Here is a 20,693-nt window from a genome sequence, read left to right as displayed (position 1 = left end):
TCTCTTTTAATACTGAAGTCTGACTCCCAGATAAGCCCCTAAGGGATGTCCTGGTCTTAGTCCGGCCGGTACTCTTGATACTGCGTATTCTTCGTCCAGCAGGTTGATAAAATTGAGGGTAATGCTCGCATTGGGATTGAGGTGATAGGCCCCGGCCAGATCCAGAACAAAACTTGAAGGAACCTTTTCATCTTCGGGGATGGAACCCTGCCCGGCCCTGGTTCGGAATTCCCCGTTGAAACGACCACTCAAGTTGAGGTCGAATGACGAGTGTTCAAGAGACAAAATGGTATTGAATTGATGTTTTGAAATATAGGGCATTTCATCGCCGACTGCCACTTCCCCCCAGATGTCTTCAGCGCTGTCGAAGCTGCTTTGGAATTCGGTGTCTGTATAGGTATAAGAAAATGTCAGGGGGAGTTTAAAGGCACTTTCGGAAGGCATAAAATCGTAATTTAAAAGAATCTCAATTCCCTGTACATTCACCTCTCCGGCATTAAATTGCTCCAGGCTGCCCGTACCTCCGGTAGCTGCCAGATCACTTCCCAGAAGATTGCTATAATCATTGAAGAAACCAACGATCTCTCCGGAAATACCGTTAAAAGTAAATCGGGATCCCAGTTCCACATTAATACTTTCCTCAGCTTTCTCATCTTCTCTGCTGGTAGGAGGAGAAAATCCTTTGTGAATTCCTCCAAACACTGAGAACTTATCGAAATTATAATTAAATCCCATCCCTGGGATCCATACGTCGGTCTTATTTTCCCTGACGGATAGCTCTGTCCCAATTCTCTCTATATCATCCGAACCAAAGTTTGTTCTTCCCAGGCTAATATTTTCATAACGCAGGCCGGGGGTGATTGTGAGGTCCTTGTATTTAAACTTGTAGAGAGCAAAGGATGCAAAAGCTCTGGCATCACTTATTCGGTTGGCATCGGTACCCGGAGTACCATCCGTAGTCCTGATCATATTTCCTTCATTGATGCTGTACCCATCAATCCATTGAAAGCGGTCTTCTTCATCATAATGATACCGCAGTCCGATTTCGATATCGTGGAAGGTATTTTCTCCAGACCAATGGTAGTCAAACTTAGTCTGTAGTCCTTTGGAAATATAGTTACGGTTATTCGCTTTAACCAATAGTGCGTCGTTAGGACTGTCTACAGTACCGGTAATCACATCAAAATATTCTGGATTTCCTGACGGATCTGCAAGGATTCCCGAAACACCCCTGCGGTCCCCGTCGAGGCTAACGGCGTCTAATTTATACCAGTTCCTGCTGAAACCATTGTAGTAGGCATGTGTGGTAATATGAAAATTATCGCTGAATGCCAGGAGGTGGGTAAGTAAAAACTGCTTGTGGTCATTGACCATTTCATCTTCCTGTGTGCCTGAATATCTTCTAAAGGGTGTCGCCTCAAAATCAGCGTCTGAAAGTCCAACATAGGTTTCATTCGACGTTTCATCGGAATATTGAAACTTAAACTCCAGAGATTGTTGAACTGATGCGGCCCTGGACGTATTTACTCTGAATTTCGCAACAAGGTCGTTTTTATCAAACCCTGTATTCCCACGGTTGTCAAGATTTTTAAATCCATCCGAATTGAAGTTCAGATATTCAACCATATAACCAAACCGTTCTTTTGCGTCTCCAATTTTAGCATGCAACCTGCCGCTGTTGTAATTTCCATAGGAAGCAGATAGAAAGGCCTTGAAGTCGTCAGGAATTTCAGTAGAAAGCATATTAATGGCTCCCCCGGTGGTAAATGGGCCGTATTGCACCTGACTGCTACCTTTCAGGATTTCCACTGCCTGCATTCGTGCAACTGATGGGAAATAATAGGCGGCAGGTGCACTATAAGGTGCAGGAGCTATCAAAACGCCGTCTTCCATCAAGGTAATCTTGGCACTTCTCTCCGGAGAGGTCCCTCTCAGACTGATATTCGGGCGTAGCCCAAAACCATCTTCTTCATAAATTGAAACACCGGGAACAGAACGCAGTACTCTGTTTATATCGGTATAATTAAAGGTCTCGAGTTCCTGAGGGGAAATGTAATAGGCCGAACCGGTTCTGTTCTTTGCCTGGTATTTACTCCCCAGGATTACATTCGCAGACAGGACAACTTCATCGAGGCGAATCAGACTTGAAACTATCCCACTTTGAAGAGAATCATTCGTTTGGGCAAAAATTGAAGCTGTGAATAGCAGGGCTGAGAATAATGGTATGTTCCTGTACATATTATTTAGACTAATTAAAAATAAAAGACTTTGAGAAGGCAAATCTAAGCACAAATTGTAAAATTTAAAAGTTATTTAGATTATTTCTAAATAAAAATTTGCTAGATTCTCTTTTTCAAATAATTAGCAAGGATGTCGATTATTAAGGGTGAATTATAATCCGTATCGGATAAAGTGCAGACCGTAAAAAAAAGCGTATATTTGCCCGCAATTAATCCCTAATTGCATGGAAGCCCACCTCAATAAAATTCTTGGAGAAGGTCTCACTTATGACGACGTACTCTTAGTTCCTGCGTTTTCTGAAGTCCTGCCTCGCGACGTCAATATTCAGGCAAAATTTACAAGGAATATTACCATTAACATTCCCATAGTTTCAGCTGCAATGGATACGGTAACCGAATCCAAAATGGCTATAGCAATGGCAAGGGAAGGGGGAATAGGAGTGCTGCACAAGAACATGAGCATTGATGACCAGGCTATTAAGGTCAGGAAGGTGAAAAGAGCAGAAAGTGGGATGATACTTGATCCCGTAACACTTCCCAAAGATGCTCTGGTTAGAGATGCCAAGGCCAATATGAAGGAGCACAGTATTGGGGGGATTCCTATAGTGGATAAGGACCAGAAACTTATAGGAATTGTAACCAATCGGGACCTTCGCTTTGAGAAAAACAACGAAAGACCCATCTCGGAAGTCATGACCACCAAGAACCTGGTAACCGTTTCTGAAGGTACTTCCTTAGATCAGGCAGAGGATATTTTACAGGCTAATAAGATTGAAAAATTACCTGTGGTGAATAAGGATTATAAACTGGTGGGGTTGATTACATTCAGAGATATCACAAAACTCACCCAGAAGCCAATTGCCAATAAGGACCAATACGGCAGGTTAAGGGTAGCTGCCGCCATAGGGGTCACTGCTGATGCACTGGAACGCACCACAGCCCTTGTTAATGCGGGAGTGGATGCCATTGTCATCGATACTGCGCACGGACATTCCAAAGGGGTTGTTCAAATTCTGAAAGAAGTAAAGAAAAAATTTCCCTCCCTGGAAGTCATCGTAGGTAACATTGCTACCGGAGATGCTGCCAGGTATCTTGTGAAGGCCGGAGCTGATGCCGTAAAAGTAGGAATTGGTCCCGGTTCAATATGTACAACAAGAGTAATTGCAGGAGTTGGTTTTCCACAATTCTCTGCTGTGCTTGAGGTGGCGGCGGCTATAAAAGGAAGTGGAGTACCTGTTATTGCCGATGGAGGTATACGGTACACCGGAGATATTCCAAAAGCCATTGCAGCGGGAGCTGATACGGTTATGCTTGGATCCTTGCTTGCGGGCACCAAAGAATCACCTGGCGAAACTATTATTTACGAAGGACGTAAGTTTAAATCCTACCGAGGGATGGGGTCTGTTGAGGCCATGAAAAAAGGTAGTAAAGACCGTTATTTCCAGGATGTGGAAGACGATATTAAAAAGCTGGTACCCGAAGGTATTGTTGGCAGGGTGCCTTACAAGGGTGATCTTTTCGAAAGTATCCACCAGTTTGTGGGCGGACTAAGAGCTGGGATGGGTTACTGCGGTGCCAAAGACATTCCAGCCCTACAGGACAAAGGGCGGTTTGTAAAAATAACCAGCAGCGGGATTACAGAAAGTCATCCCCATCATGTCACCATTACCAAGGAATCTCCTAACTACAGCCGATAAAAAGGTTTATTTGCTTTGTCCGCTATAGGTTTTCCAATCGATATCTTTATAAATATCTTCTCCGAAATAACGGGCAATATTCAGGAAAGGTCCGGGCTTCTGATAGCCGGGAACCGGTGAAAGCATATTGAGGTTTTCATCCAGGAAGACCACCGTGGGATAGCTTAATCTTCCCTGCAGTAAAGCAGCAGCAAATTGGTGATAACCCCTTCTTCCTGAAGGCACAAAGGTGTATGTTTTCCCTTTAAATTCTATGGGTTCCTTTCCTTCACCATCCATTTTAACCATATAGAAGTTTTCATTCATATAGGCAGCCACCTGAGGGTTTTGAAAGGTGTCTTTGTCCATTCGCTTGCACCATCCACACCAGTCGGTATAGACATCGATAAATACTTTTTTAGGATTCGCATCGGTCCTGGCCAGTTCTGTCGCTTCCTGCCAGGTCAGCCATTCCACCTGCTGTGCACTTGCCTGATGCATATTGCCTCCTAAAAAAAAGGCAAGGGTTAAGAGAAGGGTAGATATGTAAATCTTTTTCATAGGTGTCACTTTTGACATATAGTCGTATTTCTATCTCTAAAATAACGAATTTGTCCCTTGTTTATTTTAAATAGGTATGCGAATAACCCGCGTTGAATGGTCTTTATTTGGCAATGACCTTATCTTGCTTAGGCTGGAACAGGCTTGGATGATCTACCTGATTCCTCACTATATCCTCGAAGGTCTCTCGTGCCCGGATGAGATGCGACTTTCCATTGTACCAGAGTACTTCGGCCGGACGATACCTCGAATTGTAGTTGCTGGCCATAGTGAAACAGTAGGCGCCTGCGTTGCGGAAACAAAGTATATCGCCTTCCGTAATTTCATTGATCCTGCGGTTGTTACCAAAGGTGTCCGTTTCACATATATATCCTACAACAGAATAATACCTTTCCCTACCCTCAGGATTGGAAATATTGATGATCTCATGGGAAGCTCCGTACAGCATAGGGCGGATAAGATGATTAAAGCCTGAGTCCACACTGGCAAATACCGTTGAGGTCGTCTGTTTTACCACATTTACTTTGGCCAGAAAGTGTCCTGCTTCGCTGACCAGGAATTTTCCCGGTTCAAAAGCCAGTGTCAGGTCCCTGCCGTATTCCTTACAAAACTCATTGAATCTCCCTCCCAGCTTCTGCCCCAATTCTTCAACATTGGTTTGTATGTCACCTTCCTTATATGGGACTTTAAAGCCGCTGCCAAAATCGATAAACTCCAGGTCTTTAAAATTCCTGGCTGTTTCAAAGAGAATCTCGGAGGCATAGAGAAAGACGTCGATGTCGAGAATATCACTTCCCGTATGCATGTGAATCCCGTTGATATTCATTTTGGTCAGTTCTACAATCCTCAGAAGATGGGGAATTTGATGAATGCTGATTCCAAATTTCGAATCGATGTGACCTACGGATATTTTTGAATTACCCCCCGCCATAACATGCGGATTGATCCTGATACAAACCGGAATATGGGGATGTTTGGTCCCGAATTGCTCAAGAATCGACAGGTTATCGATATTGATGCGTACCCCCAGCTGGGTTGCCTCCTCAATCTCTTCCAGAGAAACACCATTTGGAGTGTAGATAATATCTTCAGGAGCAAATCCTGCAAGAAGTCCCAGTTTAACCTCCTGAATGGAAACAGTATCCAGGCCACTACCCAGACTGTTCATCAGTCTCAGAATGGTCATATTTGACAAGGCCTTGGCAGCGTAATTCAATTTCAGTTTTGGAACGCCGGCAAAGGCGTCAGACAGCCTGTTGAATTGCGAAGTAATTTTTTCGGCATCGTAAATGTAGACCGGAGCACCGTATTCTTCGGCAATCGCTATGAGATCTGTATTCTTCATAAAAGCATATTTAAGGTAAAACTAATCTACTTCAAGGCACTACCCAAAAATAAATCAGTATAATTAGAAAAATACAACAAAAAGTTATATTTAAAACAATATTCTCTCCGGATTCCGCTTGCTATGGAGCATTCCACTTCGTATTTTTACGAAAATCTACAGGTGAAACTACCCTTCTTTCCATTACAGACAGTATTCTTTCCAGGGGAAACCGTACCCCTTCACATTTTTGAGGAACGCTACAAAGAGCTTATCCACGATTGCAGAAAGGAAGCCATCACATTTGGCATTCCCGTTTATATTAATGACAGAATTATTTATGGTACTGAAGTTCAACTGGTTGAAGTAGTTACCACCTATGAGAACGGATCCATGGATATCACCTGTGTGGCGAGACAGGTATTTCAGGTAATGACCTTCGAAAATGAAATGGAAGGGAAGCTATACGCAGGAGGGGTGGTAAAGTTTATTGAAAACATCAATGACGGGGATATAGAAACCAAGAATGTAGTTCTCGACGGGATCCAGGAATTATATAACCTGATGGGGGTTCCGTTCGACAGGATACCGGCAGAAAAATTCAATCTCTTTATGCTGGCTCATAAAATGGGGCTTTCCTTCGAACAGGAACACGAATTGCTCCAGATTACAAGAGAGAGTGAACGCCTTGCCTATATAAAAAAGCATCTCGATCAGACCATAAAAGTATTAAAGCAGGTAGACCGTACCAAGACCCTCATTGAAATGAACGGTCACTTCAGAAATTTTGACCCTCTCGATTTTAAAGACTTTAAAGTATAAGAAGCGGATAATTAAATATGGTAACTCCGCTATCTTTTCTATTTTTGCACTCAACTCACTAAAACAACCTTATGAATCTTCACGAATATCAGGGAAAGGAAATATTAGCCAGCTTTGGCGTACGCATTCAAAGAGGAATTGTAGCACATAATGCTAAAGAAGCCGTAGACGCAGCCAAGCAACTGACATCGGAAACAGGAACCTCCTGGCATGTCATAAAAGCTCAGGTCCACGCCGGAGGAAGAGGTAAAGGCGGAGGAGTTAAATTAGCCAAAAACCTGAAGGAAGTCGAAGATATAGCCGGACAAATCATAGGGATGAATCTGGTTACTCCCCAGACTTCAGCCGAAGGGAAAAAGGTGCATCAGGTACTGGTTGCCGAGGATGTCTACTACCCGGGCGACAGTGAGACCAGTGAGTTTTACGTCTCTGTCCTGCTCAACAGATCCAAAGGGCGTAATATGATTATGTATTCCACAGAAGGGGGAATGGATATAGAAGAAGTAGCTGAAAAGACGCCTCACCTGATCTTTACAGAGGAAGTTGATCCTGCTACTGGCTTATTGCCATTTCAGGCTCGAAAAATTGCATTTAACCTGGGATTATCCGGGACCGCCTTTAAGGAAATGACAAAATTTATATCCTCTCTTTACAAGGCATACGAACAAAGTGATGCCAGTCTGTTTGAAATCAACCCGGTTTTAAAAACCTCCGATGATAAGATCATGGCAGTTGATGCCAAGGTATCTATCGATGACAATGCTTTGTTCAGAAGAAAGCAGTATGCTGAAATGCGTGATTTAAGAGAGGAAAACCCTATTGAAGTGGAAGCCAGGGCCGTTGGATTAAACTATGTTGATCTCGATGGAAATGTCGGTTGTATGGTCAACGGTGCCGGACTCGCTATGGCGACAATGGACCTGATTAAAATGGCCGGAGGGGAACCCGCTAATTTTCTGGATGTTGGAGGAACTGCAGATGCCAAAAGGGTGGAAGAAGCTTTCAGGATTATCCTTAAGGATCCCAATGTAAAAGCAATACTCATCAATATTTTTGGTGGGATTGTTCGTTGTGATCGGGTTGCACAAGGGGTGGTTGATGCCTATAAAAATATGGGTGATGCTATCAAGGTTCCGATTATTGTTAGACTACAGGGAACCAATGCCGAACTGGCCAAGGAGATAATTGATAATTCCGGATTAGCAGTACATTCTGCCGTACAATTCCAGGAAGCTGCTGATAAAGTAAAAGAAGTATTGGCATAAATATAATTCTGCCAACCTTATTTATTAAAGGAGATGTTAACCAAACATCTCCTTTTTTTATGCCCATGTTAGTTCAATGTAATGGTTTTTAAGCTTGAGTTAAGGATCAGGTCTGAGGTTTTTTCAGATGTCATTCTTAGGTAACTTCGAATAGTCAAATTGCTTAAAAATATGTTAATCATTAAAATAATTGTAACATCCTTAAATTACAATCGTCTTTTATAACAAATCATCAATCTAATTATTAATCAAAAAACAAACAATCATGAGAAAATTACCTGTAATGCTCGTAGCGGCCATTCTTTTTTCAGCCGGGAATCTTTTTGCAAATGATTTCGAATCTACAGATCCCAACAAAGAACTTGCGATTCAGATCGGAGATCTTTTAAAGGACAACACCTTTGTGCTCAAAGAACAAGACCTTACTGCGAAGGTATTGTTTACCCTGAACCACAAAAATGAGATCGTCGTGATCTCTGTGGATACGGAGGATGAAGTTTTGGAACGATTTGTTAAGAGTCGACTCAATTACAAAACGGTTGAGATACCCGCGTCGAAGGAAGGAACTATGTTCACTGTCCCTGTGAGGATCACAGGATAAACACTGATGTTATCTTAAAAGGCCCTAAGTTTTCTTGGGGCCTTTTTTATTTTTATAAGGAACGGACCCCAGGCCGGTAAATTTGCTTTTTCTCGGTTTTGAAGCTCCTGTGGACTTACTTTTAGTGTCACTGACACTTTTTCCTTTAACTTGAGTAGACTCCTCTTTGGGGCCTCGTAAATGCAGTACCAAACCGTTGAGGAAATTCCTCAGCACCTGGTCTCCGCATTCCTTGTATTTCGGATGCCCCTCCTTTCGGCAAAAGGCTCCTATTTCAGCTTTGGAGATACGAAAATCGACAAGTGCCAGGATATCAACTATTTCATCATCCCTTAACTGCAGGGCTACCCGTAATTTTTTAAGGATATCGTTATTTGTCATCAGATTCTAATTTCAGACAAGGTATTGGAAAAGGATAAGAAAGACAGCCTTTTCTGTTATTTTCTGATAAGGATTTTTCTTTATCCGAATTCCTCAGTTCAAACTTCCTAATCACCTGGATATCATGTCAATAAGGCAGTATTATAGAGGGTAAAAATGCCAAAAAGACAGATAATCTCAGTTGGTATATCATTTGTTCTAATAGGAGTAAACAATTAAAAGTTTAACCTTAAAATCATAAAGTCATGAGCATTATAACAAGAAACACCGGAATGTTACCTTCCCTGATGAACGAATTCTTCAGACCAGATTGGATGGGCGGAAGTGAAAATTACGTTGCTACCCTTCCTGCCGTAAACATCAAGGAAGATGATATGGGATTTAATCTTGAATTGGCGATCCCCGGAAAAGACAAAAAAGATTTCAATGTGGAAGTCGATAAGGACGTACTTACCATCTCCATGGAAAGTAAGTCTGAGGATGAAAAAAAGGAAGAGAATTATACCAGAAAAGAATTTTCCTATTCGTCTTTCAAGCGATCTTTCACCATGCCAGACACTATAGATAGTGATAAAATCAAGGCGACCTATAAGGAAGGAATACTGTCGCTTTACCTTCCTAAAAAGGAGGAGGCTTTGCCAAAGCCAAAGCGCATGATTGAAATTGGCAAATAAGAATAGAAGAAATTATGCTTGACCCGTCCTACGGGTTTTCATAATGGTTGGTTTGTTTGGTTAGTTGAGAGGTACCTCATATATTGGGGTACCTTTTTTAATGCGGTTCATTGAGTATGGCCAGACACATCATTATCCCTTCAAGGAAATTTCCCAGGCGCAAATTTTCGTTTGGTGCATGTATACTATTATCCGGATTCGGGATTCTAATCGAAACCGCAGGGACATCCATTGTTTTTACAAAAGGAGCTATAGGTTGGGAACCGCCTGTAGTTCTCATATTCACTACCTTTTTTCCAAATACATTTCCAAGTGCCCGATTTAGGAACTCCCCAGTTTCTGAATTCATCTCCGTTCTAAAAGGCAGTGATCCCAGCCGATATTTCATACTGGCAATTTTTGGATGAACACTCCTTTCTTCTGCTGTGGGAATACTGTCGACCAGATAAAAACCTTCTTTTCTCAAATGTCCTTCCAGTAATTCTACCATGCGCTCCCCTGGAGTTTCAGGTACCAGTCGCATATCTATTTCAATCTCCACATCTTCCGGAATAATGGTTCTCACTTCTTTTCCTACCCAGGCTGAACGCAACCCACGAATATTTAAAGACGGGTACTGTAGCGATTCCTGATAGTTATTGCCTACGGCTTCGCTTTTTGAAATACCAAGCCGCATTTTAAGGCTATCCTCATTTTCCGGTAAAGAACTAAGCGCAATTTTGTCTTGATCTGATAAGACGATTCCATCATAAAAACCGGGGATAATAACACGCCCGTTGGGATCTTTCAGGCTGGCAATAAAGTGCGAAGCTGCAAATACCGGGTTGGGAGCATAATTCCCGTATTGCCCACTGTGTAGCGGACTCGAAGGACCAAATATTTTTATGGTAGCCGTTGCAATGCCACGGGCGCCATAAGTTAGGGTGGGCCAATTGGAAATATGTCGCGTTCCATCCATGATAAGTACCATGTCTGCATCCAGCAGGGATTTATTTTCTTCAACAGCCCGCGCCAGGGTAGGGGAGCCCAGCTCTTCCTGAAAATCCATTATTACCTTGATATTACATGCTGTTTTCAAAGATTTCTGATGAAAATAATCCAGGGCAGTGATAAAAGCCATAGCCGGCCCTTTTGAATCAGATGCTGACCTGCCAAACACTCTCCATTCAGGATTCAGAGGATCTCCGGGTTCCCAGCTAACCGAATTCCACATGCCCTTTTCTCCCTTTTCTTTAATCACGGGAATAAATGGGTCGGTCTGTTCCCATTCTGAAGGATCCACCGGTTGGCCATCTATCTGCAGATAAAAAAGTATTGTTTTTTTATCTACGGATATCCTCTTCTCCGCAAAGAGTAATGGAGCTCCTTCGGTTTTGATTATCTGAGTATCGAAACTAAGACGATTAAATCGATCCCGGCACCATTCGAGGTTTTGGACTACCTGCTCCGGATCACTGCCGATATTCGGAAGTTTAAGGAATTCAATTAATTCTTCCACTCCCCCGGAAAACTTACCCTGCGCAATCTCCCTTATCTCTGATCCTGATAGTTTTTGACCATTAAGGAATGGAGCAATACAACAAAAAAGAAGTGTAATTATCAGGGAATTTTTCATATTGGAATTTAACTTATTCCTGTTTCTGCAGGACTTTTATTTCATCCCTTAATTGCGCCGCCAGCATAAAGTCGAGTTCTTTCGCTGCTTTTTCCATCGCCTTTCGCTTGGTCCGAATCATTTTTTCGCGCTGGTCGGACGTCAGGTATTCCAAATCCGGTTCAGCTGCCCTTCTCTCCTCTTTGATAAAGTGATAGGTCGATACCGAATTCTTGGCCAGGGCATTGTCCAGGCTCTTATTCAGGGAGGTGGGGGTGATGTTGTTTTCCAGGTTGTATTTTGTCTGTTTCTCCCTGCGATACTTTGTCTCATCGATGGTCTTTTGCATACTGACAGTGATTTTATCCGCATACATAATGGCCTTCCCGTTTAAATGTCTTGCAGCCCTACCTACCGTCTGGGTTAAGGAACGGTTGCTCCGAAGAAAACCTTCCTTGTCGGCATCGATAATGGCCACCAGGGAAACTTCTGGTAAGTCCAGTCCTTCCCTCAAAAGGTTGACTCCTATCAACACATCAAAAATCCCTTTTCTCAGGTCCTGCATTATCTCAACGCGTTCAAGTGTATCCACATCACTATGAATATAGCGGCAGCGGATATTGATCCTTGTCAGATACTTGGCAAGTTCTTCGGCCATACGTTTGGTAAGTGTGGTGACCAGCGTACGTTCATCTTTTTCAATCCGTTGCTGAATTTCCTCTACCAAATCATCAATTTGATTCTTGCTTGGACGAACTTCAATTTCAGGATCGAGTAGTCCCGTAGGTCTGATGACCTGTTCCACATATACCCCCTGACTATGTTGCAGTTCATAATCTGCCGGGGTGGCACTTACAAATATGGTCTGTCCCTGCAGGGCCTCGAATTCTTCAAATTTCAGTGGACGGTTATCCATAGCTGCCGGCAGGCGAAAACCGTAATCCACAAGGTTTTCCTTTCGTGATCTGTCTCCTCCGTACATTGCGTGCACCTGGGGAATGGTTACATGACTTTCATCTACAATCATCAGGTAGTCTTCAGGAAAATAATCCAGAAGACAGAATGGGCGTGTACCCGGTTCCCTGCCATCTAGGTATCTCGAATAGTTCTCTATTCCGGAACAATAACCCAGCTCCCTGATCATTTCCAAGTCGAAATTAGTACGTTCTTCCAGTCGTTTTGCTTCCAGGGGCTTCCCAATTTCTTTAAAATACTCCACCTGATTCACCAGATCGTGCTGTATTTCATGGATGGCATTCTGAAGGATATCCGGAGAAGTGACGAACATATTGGCCGGATATATATTCAAGGTTTCATAAACTTCAATCAGTGTATTGTTGTAAGGGTCAAAAGCCTCTATTTCCTCAATCTCATCCCCGAAAAAATGTATCCTGAAAGCATTGTCGGCATAGCTGGGAAAAACGTCTACAACATCGCCTTTCACCCTGAAATTTCCATTCTTGAAGTCGGCTGTCGTTCTGGAGTACAGACTCTGCACCAGTTGATGCAGAAACTTTGTACGCGCTATCACCTGATCTTTTCTGATGGTGATCACATTTTTTTGAAATTCCACGGGATTTCCAATACCGTAAAGACAGGAGACGGAAGCTACTACCAGTACATCCCGTCTGCCGGATAACAGGGAGGAGGTGGTACTTAGCCTCAATTTTTCTATATCTTCATTGATCGAGAGATCTTTTTCAATATATAAGCCACTGGTGGGGATATACGCCTCTGGTTGATAATAGTCGTAATACGACACAAAATATTCCACGGCATTCTCGGGAAAAAACTGTTTAAATTCTGAGTACAATTGAGCAGCCAGTGTTTTATTGTGGGCCAGGACGAGGGTTGGTTTTTGTACCTCTTCTATCACATTGGCAACAGTAAAAGTCTTCCCAGACCCCGTCACTCCCAGCAGTGTCTGATAGTGTTCTCCTTCCTGTATTCCGGAGACCAACTGTTTGATGGCTTCAGGTTGATCCCCCGTAGGTTTGAAATCGGAAACTACTTTAAATTTCATAGGATAAAATTACGAAAGTCGGGGCGTTTTCTTCACCTGTAATATCAGATTTTAATCGCCTTAACGGGCCAGGGAGAAATGCCCTGTCATTTCGTTATTTGTGCTCGACCTGGCCCTGAACCAGTAGTCGGAAGCGGGGAGGGATTTACCATTGATTGTTCCGTCCCAACCCCTTGAATTGGGATCAATCTGCACAAGTAATCGTCCATAACGATTGTAGATTTCTATACTGACCAGGGTAATATCTCCCGCGAACTCCGGCGGTATATATTGCCAGTAATCGTTGATGCCATCTCCATTCGGAGTAAAGAACTTGGGAAAGCCTTCCAGGGTGAGATCCTGAACGATCTGCTCTTCGGCAATTCCACATCCATTCCTGTCCCTAACATAAAGTGTATGTGTGCCATAGGGGATACCACTAAAAATGTTGCTGCCCTGGTAGGGTCCGTTAATGTTATCAATTGCGTATTCGTAATCTCCGCCGCCCGAAGCATTTACAACAATTCTTATCCCTGTGGCCTGTTCTGTAACATCGATGGATGAGATCACCGGCGCTTCTGAACTTACCACGCTAAAAACTTGTGAGCTGGGACATTCAAGGTTTCCGCTCTGTGGAATGAGGTTATAGGCTTCATAGCGATAGTCTCCCGGCCCTGAGAAAGTAACATCAGCGGTATCTGATATAAGGGTTTCATTGCCATTCGAATTAATGCTGTACCAGCGATAGCCATCAGCCGTATCAGGACTCGTATATATCAACGGGAATTCATTTTCGCAGCTAGAAATGGTAGCAGGGAAGTTAATTTCAGGATTCAGGGTAATGAGGTCTCCCGTCATCGGATCGAAAAAAGGACCACACCCCTGAAGGGTAGTAAACGACTCCTGCTGGCAGCCTATGGCCTCTCCGGCAGCATTAAATGGTACGATGGTAATAAAGAAGGTGCGGTTGGCTTCTAATTCGAGAATTCCGGTCTGTGTAACCGGGGGAAAAGCAACATTATCCAATACTTCCGCTGTAAATGGGGAGTTTCCAACTGTTATTCGGTAACCGGTTGCTCCCGGTACTGGGGTCCATTCAAGGATGGGCGTAATGGGGACATTGTTGGCTCCATCCGCTGGAGAAATAAGGGAGGTACAACCCGGTAAGGCGGCAATAGCACTGGTACTAAAACTGAATTCCGAACAGGAAACAGCGTCTCCTATAAGATTATAGGCTATGATGTTGACGTAAACAACCGAATTGGGAGGGAATTCTACTAAGGGATTATATGTTAATGTATTTCCAAGGTCGGTAGTGGGAAGCAGATCACCTGCTCCTGAAGAGCTTCCTAAAGTAAGTCGGTACCCTATCGCACCCGGTACATAATTCCAGCTGAGATTGGTTGCCGGGTTCACGTCAATTTGTCCATCAGAAGGAATGGAAAGCTGAGCGCAAGCCGGAATTTGAGTTATAGGAGCTGTTGTAAAGGATTCACTTGCACAAGGAATCTCAAGATTACCGTTCTGGAAATCAAACAATGTAATGGTAACGTAAATAAGGGTATTTTCAGGCAGACCCAGAGGGGGGTTGTAAGTAGTGGCACTTCCCACAAACCTTTGGTCCAGAATGTCAGTGCCCCCGGGGGTTGTACCAAGGGAAATGATATAACCGGGTACATTGGGTACCTGATTCCAGGAAATGTCCGCATCTACCGCTACGTTTGTAGATCCGTCAAGCGGGCTGGTCAGAACCGTTGAAGGACATACCTGCGCAATTACCTCTAAGACTATAAACAATAGGAAAAGGAAGAGCCATCCGGAGTATTTCCCGGTAGTATTTTTATTCCTTATGTCAGGATTAAACCTCATTATTGCTGGTTAACGTTTTAAAGTAAAATGTCCCTGGATTTCGCGACCATCCACTAACTGAACTTTAAACCAGTAGTCAGCGGCAGGCATCGTTTTTGAATTTACAGTGCCGTTCCAGCCACGCTCCTTTACCCCAATCTGGGTAACAAAGGAACCATATCGGTCATAAATACCAACAAAAGCATTGGCCTGGAAAAGCTCACTCAACCCTGTGAGTTGCCAGTAATCATTGACTCCGTCACCATTAGGAGTAAAGAACTTCGGATATCCCATCACGGCTACATCTTTTTGTGTAATGCCGCACCCCTCCGTGTCTCTTACGAATGCCGTATAAAATCCTGGTGAAAGATTTGAGAAGCTGGGATTGTTCTGGTACTCTATTCCATCCAGTGAGAATTCGTATTTTCCTTCTCCGCTGACTGAGATTGTCAGGGTGTTATTATTTGAAAAATCATTGACCTCAATGTTGTTCAGGACAGCCCTGCCTGAGGGGATCAGTTGGAAACTTACTTTATTTCCACATTCAACCTCATTTCCGTTGATGCTGTAGATATAACTGGTTTCCAGTTCATAAAAGCCAAGTTCGTTAAGAGTCACATTTTTATCATTTCCCATAACCGTGCTGCCCGATCCTGTTTTCTTATACCATCGGTAGGAATCAAAACCTTCAGGGCCTTCAATTAGAGCACTTCCACGATCCGTGCAGAGGATGTATGTATCTTCCATGACGGGCTTGGGTGATGGATTCACGATCAGATCCACAGCCTCTATTCCCATACATTGGTTTCCTTCTGATAAGCGGGCGTAGAGGGTAAGTGATTCGGTAGTTAATTCCGGATCGAGAATTGGATTTTGTTGTAGTGCCGCATCGGATATTTCGGAATAGAACTGCACGGAAACCATTGGGTCCGTGTACCTGTCGGCAACTGCTTCCAGATCGAAATAGCTTTCCAGTTTCCCATCATACGGATCATCGTCACAGGCATAAACCGGACCAATACTACTTGCTGTCACCTCCGACGGAGTGACAATAAGATTCAGTTCTCCTTCGTTGGCACACCCCAGCGTATTCACTACTTTGTAATAAAGGATCTGACTAAAGGGCTGTGTATTCTGATAATTTGTACTGTTGGCGATAGGGAGATCCGAATCGCGATCGGCCTCCGATTCGTAAAAAGAGAAATTGAGATCGGGATTTATGTTTATTCCCTCCAGGTTGATAATGGAGATTCCATCTGTCGGGTCGTCGGGGCCAACATCGCATTGTACAAGTTCAATCGAAGGATCGGGTACAGGTAGCACATAGATGAGGGATTCTCCTATGGTAGGGCATTCATCGGGATCTGAAGGTGTAATCACTACACGATACCTTCCTGAATCAGATTCAGTTGCCGACGGCAGGGTAAACGTGCTGCCAGTAATTGCAGGGAGGGGGATACCATCTTTTTCCCACGAATACAACGCTCCCGGAATGCTGTCTGCCTCCAAGTTTAGGGGTTCTCCGTCGCAGAGGGTTAAGGTACTGCTGGTGGTGCCATCATCGTTGCGAACAAGTGCTGTGTTCCCGAAGAATGACTGTATGAAAGGAGGAAGGCCCTGCATACTTATCTTTCCCTTCAGATCAATAGCATTGTGCAGATAGTTAGCTGCCATACCTGTTTCATTGGGATTGTTAATTACGCTCAAGTAAGGTGTACCTTCACTATAGCTCCTGGTGATCGACCGGTAAATTTTCCCATTCTCTCCTTGTTGCAGGGCACCTCTGTAAATAGGCCGATTATCGAGTTCAATTATGGATGCATTGATATCGGGAGAACTGGTATCCATCTGAAAGAGGGATGAGGAGTGGTTACCATTGTTCTCCGAATTGTTGGTTGCATGCACATAAAGGAGTCTGCTGTCAGGAGAAAATTCCAGACCATAGGCATTCGTATTGGTGCCCGGTAATTCAATGGTAATCGAATTCGTTATCAATCCCGTGGTCGCATCAAAATCGTATATATAAAGTCCGTCAGTAAAATTAGCAACCGCCAGCTTTTGGGAATCGGGGGAAAACTTCAGATACCCCCGGGGATCTTCAATCTGCAGCCCGGGATAAGTAGTTTTCACAGGGGTGGAAACAACCCCTGACGCATTGATCTCGTAGGCATAAAATGTATTCAGTACCCCATTGATCCCATTTTGAGATGCGAGGGTCACTATCCAGATAGATTGCTCAAAGCAATTCTTTATAACGGCCGTGATCTTCTCTGAACAATCCTGGAGCAGGTTTACGTTCTTGACTGTCACAGCACCCAGGCCGTCATCTTGTGAAATATCTACAACGGAATAGTTCAGGCCTAAGTCGGGGTCCTCCCCAAAGGCAGAGGTATCCACGGTGAAGATATAAAACAAGTTGGGGTCCTCCGGTTTAGGAACAATCAGGGCCGACTGGGTGCTAGAGGGATCCCCTAAAAGATCTTCCCCATTGAGCATGGTTTCATGATTCCCGTTATATACGGTAATTCCATCGGTATAAAAAAGGAGATTCCCGAAGGAATCGGAAATTGAGGCACACCCTTCTATAGTATTTAATTTGCTTTTGGTGATATTGGAAACACTGCCGTCATTGTTAAAGCGAATTCCTGCTCCATTCCCGAAGAGCCAGTTGGAAGTCTCTCCCTGCGCAAATAATAGACACGGGAACAGCAGACCTAAAAGGACTAAGGAGCCAATCTTTTTCATAGTGTTTTCCCAAACACCACAATATACTACAAATCTCTCTTTTTAAGTAACAGGTAGGACAAATAGACAAAAATCGCGGTCCAGGCAAGAACAATGAGAAACTCATACCAGTGAACGTGATAGTTCAGGGAAACACTTTCACCGATCTGATTGGCGACCGACTGAACAGCGTTGAGTCGGGAAAAAGGCTCTTTGACAAGGTTGAACATAGAATTCAGGGGAAAGAATGCCATGACGGCATCCGTAGTATCAGAATCGAAGAGTTTCCATCTGATCATCCCTCTCACAAATCCTTCAAATACTTGCCAAAGGATAAGGAAACCCAGGGCAAATGCAGATCTTTTTACCAGGACTCCAAGGAATAGACAGAAGGAGAAAAACCCCACGAGTTTCACAAAAAAGGCAGGGAGAAATTCCAGATCCGAAAATATGATAGACAACTCGTCGTAATCAGAATAGATCAATCCCAGAATCATTGAAACCACAAAGACAAAAATCGTGGAGATCAGGGCAAAAGAAATGACCGTCAGGAATTTAGAAAGCACAAATTCCTTTTTAGAAAGGCCGTCGATGAGGTTCTGCTTTATGGTTTTATTGCTGTATTCGTTAGACATCATAGAGACGATTACGATGGCAAGGAAGAGCTTAAACCAGGCTGTCATAAAGGTGTTAAAATGCCAGATATAAGGAAAATTAAAGATTCCTTGTTCGGCCAGATGAAACTGGATGGGTCCGATGTCAAACTTGATGGCGGCTACCAGGGCAATGGACGTGAGCAGGACGAAATAAGAGATAATTAAGATCTTGCTCGATCGGTTATTCCAAAGCTTGATAAATTCAATTTGTAAAAGCCTTTTCATGGGGTATTCCAGATTTTAGTTGCTTTGGGTTTTAGTGAGGGTAAGGAACTGCTCCTCCAGGCTTTCCTTGCGCATCACCAGGTGGTTAAGTACAATTCCATTTTTGAATAGAAATTCGTTGAGGGCCCCTGGTTCCATTTTTTCGTTGAGAACAGCGGTGATCAGGCCGAACTCCTCATTTATATCTCCAAATCTCTTATCTTTTTTCAACAACTCAATCAAGGCTTCCGTATTGTTGGTTTTAAGTTCTAAATATCCATGACTGGCGAGCATATTATCTACCCGGCCTGAATATAATTTCTCACCTTTTCTGAGGATGACTACATGGGTGCATACCTTTTCAACTTCATCAAGTAAGTGGGACGCCAGCAAGATGGTAGTGCCTTGTGAGGCTATTTTTTTTATGATCTGTCGGATCTGATGAATCCCCTGGGGGTCGAGGCCGTTGGTCGGCTCATCGAGGATCAGGATTTCGGGATCATTCAGCAGGGCAGAAGCGATGGCAAGGCGTTGTTTCATCCCAAGGGAATAGGTTTTAAACTTGCTGTTCCTCCTTTCCCAAAGTCCCACTAATTGTAATGTTTCTTCGATGCGGTTATAAGAAACCTCTTTGATCTTACAAACCAGTTTGAGATTCTGCAGAGCCGACATATAAGGGTAGAAATTCGGCCTTTCTATAATCGCTCCTACTTTTTTCAAGGCTTCATGTGTAGTTGTTCTGCCATCGAACCAGGTAAAGGACCCCGCACTGCGATTCACAACATTAAGGACAATCCCCAGAGTGGTTGATTTGCCACTCCCATTTGGCCCCAGTATTCCATAAACATTTCCCTTTTCAATTGAAAATGAGAGGTCTTTGACTGCTGTAAGGTATCCGAATTTTTTTGTAAGGTTTGAGACTGTAAGAATCGTTTCCAAAAAGTGTTCTATTTAGGCAGTTTATAGTAACTTGACGATAAAACCCACAATTTGTTACAAATTGTCGGCATAAAGAAGTGAACCTATGACTCAACAACGGCTGATGTCCAGGAAAAAACCGTCATATCCTGTTAGCAGAAAACTGGATGTATTCCTCGAACAGTACAACCGCAAGACAGAAATACCCATATTTTATGAAGATCTGTTGCGTTTTGCAGGATCAGTGGTAGTTTATGATGACGAGGGAAATGATACTCTTTGGGTACGAGTTTATTATAACGATGCCGAGAGAGTTGAGATCGATCTAAGTCTGAAGCGGGTTTATTCCATCCTGCATTCAGACGGGACAGATCGCATATTTCAATACCTGAATGTTGACGCGGTGGACTATTGTACATTTGGAAATTCAAAACCCTTTCGGATTAAGATCCGGAATATCCTCAATGACAATTTTATCTATTTCTATGTGAAGAAAGCCGATGCTTCCAGAATCTACGGCCTGGAACTTGAGCATATGCTTTCTCCTTATAACCTAAATTATCTCGTTTATCGGAATACACTGATTGAAGAACACATATCTGGCATACCCGGAGATATTTTTATTAAAAACATGTTGCCTAATTGTACGGATTCTCAAAAATCCCAGCTGGCCAAGGAATTTGTAAAATTCAATGAGCGATGTATGATTCAATTGCTGGGAGATATGCGTTCCTATAATTACGTGATCATCCCAATACACGATTTTGATCATGTGGTTTTCAGGATCAGGGCCATCGATTTTGATCAGCAGTGTTATGAAGGGAAATTAAATGTCTATAGACCGCAATTCTTTAAGGAGAATTTTAAGATGGTCGGGTTGGTGCAGGACAGACTACTTGAAGATTCCATAGAACAGTACAAGGTGGAAGAAAGATCCATTATCGCAAAGAGGATCATCAGTGCCAATAAACGTATTAAAAGGCTGATCAGTGCTGCCAAAGCAGATAAAATTTCGAGTCAGGAGAATGTTGATCGCCTTAAAATGGAGATCTTTGCTTTTACCAAAGACCTGAAATTCAAAAAATGCAGGAATATGGGTCAGATTCTCAATCTCACCCTCGATTTTGTAAAGCGGAATTACGAAAATGTCAGTATGAGGCAAATCATCGATAGTAAGATAGAATTAAAATAGAAACCTACCTC

The 20,693-nt window shown here is 43.2% G+C and carries 16 protein-coding genes; 6 read left to right on the top strand and 10 right to left on the bottom strand.

Going from position 1 to position 20,693, the window contains the following annotated elements; all coding sequences use genetic code 11:
• Positions 1–6: 6 nt before the first annotated feature.
• Positions 7–2,238, bottom strand: a complete 2,232-nt coding sequence (locus AB8P51_RS10465) for a TonB-dependent receptor family protein (protein ID WP_369748781.1) — start codon at positions 2,236–2,238, stop codon at positions 7–9.
• Positions 2,239–2,464: 226 nt separating this feature from the next.
• Between AB8P51_RS10465 and guaB the strand changes: the two genes are divergently transcribed.
• Complete coding sequence (gene guaB / locus AB8P51_RS10460) at positions 2,465–3,937, top strand: IMP dehydrogenase (protein WP_369748780.1); 1,473 nt, start codon at positions 2,465–2,467, stop codon at positions 3,935–3,937.
• Between the two features lie 6 nt (positions 3,938–3,943).
• Here the strand turns inward: guaB and AB8P51_RS10455 are convergent, their stop codons facing one another.
• Entirely contained in the window at positions 3,944–4,477 is a 534-nt protein-coding gene (locus tag AB8P51_RS10455; RefSeq protein WP_369748779.1) for a thioredoxin family protein, read from the bottom strand.
• A 103-nt stretch (positions 4,478–4,580) separates the two neighbouring features.
• On the bottom strand, positions 4,581–5,822 hold the full coding sequence (gene lysA, locus AB8P51_RS10450) for a diaminopimelate decarboxylase (RefSeq protein WP_369748778.1): 1,242 nt from the start codon (positions 5,820–5,822) through the stop codon (positions 4,581–4,583).
• A 123-nt stretch (positions 5,823–5,945) separates the two neighbouring features.
• Here lysA and AB8P51_RS10445 point away from each other — a divergent pair, with 123 nt between their 5' ends.
• From AB8P51_RS10445 to AB8P51_RS10435, 3 genes are all read left to right on the top strand, one after another.
• Entirely contained in the window at positions 5,946–6,623 is a 678-nt protein-coding gene (locus AB8P51_RS10445) for an LON peptidase substrate-binding domain-containing protein (RefSeq protein WP_369748777.1), read from the top strand.
• A gap of 71 nt (positions 6,624–6,694) precedes the next feature.
• Positions 6,695–7,888 carry an ADP-forming succinate--CoA ligase subunit beta gene (sucC, locus tag AB8P51_RS10440; protein WP_369748776.1) on the top strand — a complete coding sequence of 398 codons (1,194 nt, stop codon included), beginning with the start codon at positions 6,695–6,697 and terminating at the stop codon, positions 7,886–7,888.
• 265 nt (positions 7,889–8,153) lie between these two features.
• Positions 8,154–8,489 (top strand): hypothetical protein, encoded by a 336-nt coding sequence (locus AB8P51_RS10435; protein WP_369748775.1) that lies wholly within the window; start codon positions 8,154–8,156, stop codon positions 8,487–8,489.
• A 24-nt stretch (positions 8,490–8,513) separates the two neighbouring features.
• Here AB8P51_RS10435 and AB8P51_RS10430 read toward each other — a convergent pair whose 3' ends face one another.
• Positions 8,514–8,870 (bottom strand): DUF1456 family protein, encoded by a 357-nt coding sequence (locus tag AB8P51_RS10430; protein WP_369748774.1) that lies wholly within the window; start codon positions 8,868–8,870, stop codon positions 8,514–8,516.
• Between the two features lie 245 nt (positions 8,871–9,115).
• Between AB8P51_RS10430 and AB8P51_RS10425 the strand changes: the two genes are divergently transcribed.
• Positions 9,116–9,544, top strand: coding sequence for an Hsp20/alpha crystallin family protein (locus AB8P51_RS10425; RefSeq protein ID WP_369748773.1), 429 nt, complete (start codon positions 9,116–9,118; stop codon positions 9,542–9,544).
• A 97-nt stretch (positions 9,545–9,641) separates the two neighbouring features.
• Here the strand turns inward: AB8P51_RS10425 and AB8P51_RS10420 are convergent, their stop codons facing one another.
• Genes AB8P51_RS10420 through AB8P51_RS10395 form a run of 6 tightly spaced genes read right to left on the bottom strand, consistent with a single transcriptional unit; the run spans position 9,642 to position 19,511 of the window.
• The gene (locus tag AB8P51_RS10420) at positions 9,642–11,159 is read right to left on the bottom strand and encodes a M20/M25/M40 family metallo-hydrolase (protein ID WP_369748772.1); all 1,518 of its coding nucleotides are present in this window, start codon (positions 11,157–11,159) and stop codon (positions 9,642–9,644) included.
• A 13-nt stretch (positions 11,160–11,172) separates the two neighbouring features.
• Positions 11,173–13,161 (bottom strand): excinuclease ABC subunit UvrB, encoded by a 1,989-nt coding sequence (gene uvrB, locus AB8P51_RS10415; RefSeq protein WP_369748771.1) that lies wholly within the window; start codon positions 13,159–13,161, stop codon positions 11,173–11,175.
• 60 nt (positions 13,162–13,221) lie between these two features.
• Complete coding sequence (locus AB8P51_RS10410; RefSeq protein WP_369748770.1) at positions 13,222–15,009, bottom strand: T9SS type B sorting domain-containing protein; 1,788 nt, start codon at positions 15,007–15,009, stop codon at positions 13,222–13,224.
• Positions 15,010–15,018: 9 nt separating this feature from the next.
• Positions 15,019–17,733: a T9SS type B sorting domain-containing protein gene (locus AB8P51_RS10405; RefSeq protein ID WP_369748769.1), complete on the bottom strand. Its 2,715-nt coding sequence runs from the start codon at positions 17,731–17,733 to the stop codon at positions 15,019–15,021.
• A gap of 26 nt (positions 17,734–17,759) precedes the next feature.
• Positions 17,760–18,593, bottom strand: a complete 834-nt coding sequence (locus AB8P51_RS10400) for an ABC transporter permease (RefSeq protein ID WP_369748768.1) — start codon at positions 18,591–18,593, stop codon at positions 17,760–17,762.
• A gap of 15 nt (positions 18,594–18,608) precedes the next feature.
• Positions 18,609–19,511, bottom strand: coding sequence for an ABC transporter ATP-binding protein (locus tag AB8P51_RS10395; protein WP_369748767.1), 903 nt, complete (start codon positions 19,509–19,511; stop codon positions 18,609–18,611).
• A gap of 85 nt (positions 19,512–19,596) precedes the next feature.
• On the opposite strand from AB8P51_RS10395, the gene AB8P51_RS10390 reads away from it, so the two are divergent.
• The gene (locus tag AB8P51_RS10390; protein WP_369748766.1) at positions 19,597–20,682 is read left to right on the top strand and encodes a hypothetical protein; all 1,086 of its coding nucleotides are present in this window, start codon (positions 19,597–19,599) and stop codon (positions 20,680–20,682) included.
• Positions 20,683–20,693: the final 11 nt, after the last annotated feature.

Origin of the sequence: Muriicola sp. SD30, from assembly GCF_041205185.1 — a bacterium.
GTDB lineage: Bacteria > Bacteroidota > Bacteroidia > Flavobacteriales > Flavobacteriaceae > Muriicola.
Note: the sequence above shows the minus strand (reverse complement) of the source record. Positions and strands in the feature narration are given on the sequence as shown.

What these genes read in the sequence shown, in the direction of transcription:
- AB8P51_RS10465 (WP_369748781.1), bottom strand. Translation starts at nt 2,238, where the DNA reads ATGTACAGGAACATACCATTATTCTCAGCCCTGCTATTCACAGCTTCA.
- guaB (WP_369748780.1), top strand. Translation starts at nt 2,465, where the DNA reads ATGGAAGCCCACCTCAATAAAATTCTTGGAGAAGGTCTCACTTATGAC.
- AB8P51_RS10455 (WP_369748779.1), bottom strand. Translation starts at nt 4,477, where the DNA reads ATGAAAAAGATTTACATATCTACCCTTCTCTTAACCCTTGCCTTTTTT.
- lysA (WP_369748778.1), bottom strand. Translation starts at nt 5,822, where the DNA reads ATGAAGAATACAGATCTCATAGCGATTGCCGAAGAATACGGTGCTCCG.
- AB8P51_RS10445 (WP_369748777.1), top strand. Translation starts at nt 5,946, where the DNA reads ATGGAGCATTCCACTTCGTATTTTTACGAAAATCTACAGGTGAAACTA.
- sucC (WP_369748776.1), top strand. Translation starts at nt 6,695, where the DNA reads ATGAATCTTCACGAATATCAGGGAAAGGAAATATTAGCCAGCTTTGGC.
- AB8P51_RS10435 (WP_369748775.1), top strand. Translation starts at nt 8,154, where the DNA reads ATGAGAAAATTACCTGTAATGCTCGTAGCGGCCATTCTTTTTTCAGCC.
- AB8P51_RS10430 (WP_369748774.1), bottom strand. Translation starts at nt 8,870, where the DNA reads ATGACAAATAACGATATCCTTAAAAAATTACGGGTAGCCCTGCAGTTA.
- AB8P51_RS10425 (WP_369748773.1), top strand. Translation starts at nt 9,116, where the DNA reads ATGAGCATTATAACAAGAAACACCGGAATGTTACCTTCCCTGATGAAC.
- AB8P51_RS10420 (WP_369748772.1), bottom strand. Translation starts at nt 11,159, where the DNA reads ATGAAAAATTCCCTGATAATTACACTTCTTTTTTGTTGTATTGCTCCA.
- uvrB (WP_369748771.1), bottom strand. Translation starts at nt 13,161, where the DNA reads ATGAAATTTAAAGTAGTTTCCGATTTCAAACCTACGGGGGATCAACCT.
- AB8P51_RS10410 (WP_369748770.1), bottom strand. Translation starts at nt 15,009, where the DNA reads ATGAGGTTTAATCCTGACATAAGGAATAAAAATACTACCGGGAAATAC.
- AB8P51_RS10405 (WP_369748769.1), bottom strand. Translation starts at nt 17,733, where the DNA reads ATGAAAAAGATTGGCTCCTTAGTCCTTTTAGGTCTGCTGTTCCCGTGT.
- AB8P51_RS10400 (WP_369748768.1), bottom strand. Translation starts at nt 18,593, where the DNA reads ATGAAAAGGCTTTTACAAATTGAATTTATCAAGCTTTGGAATAACCGA.
- AB8P51_RS10390 (WP_369748766.1), top strand. Translation starts at nt 19,597, where the DNA reads ATGACTCAACAACGGCTGATGTCCAGGAAAAAACCGTCATATCCTGTT.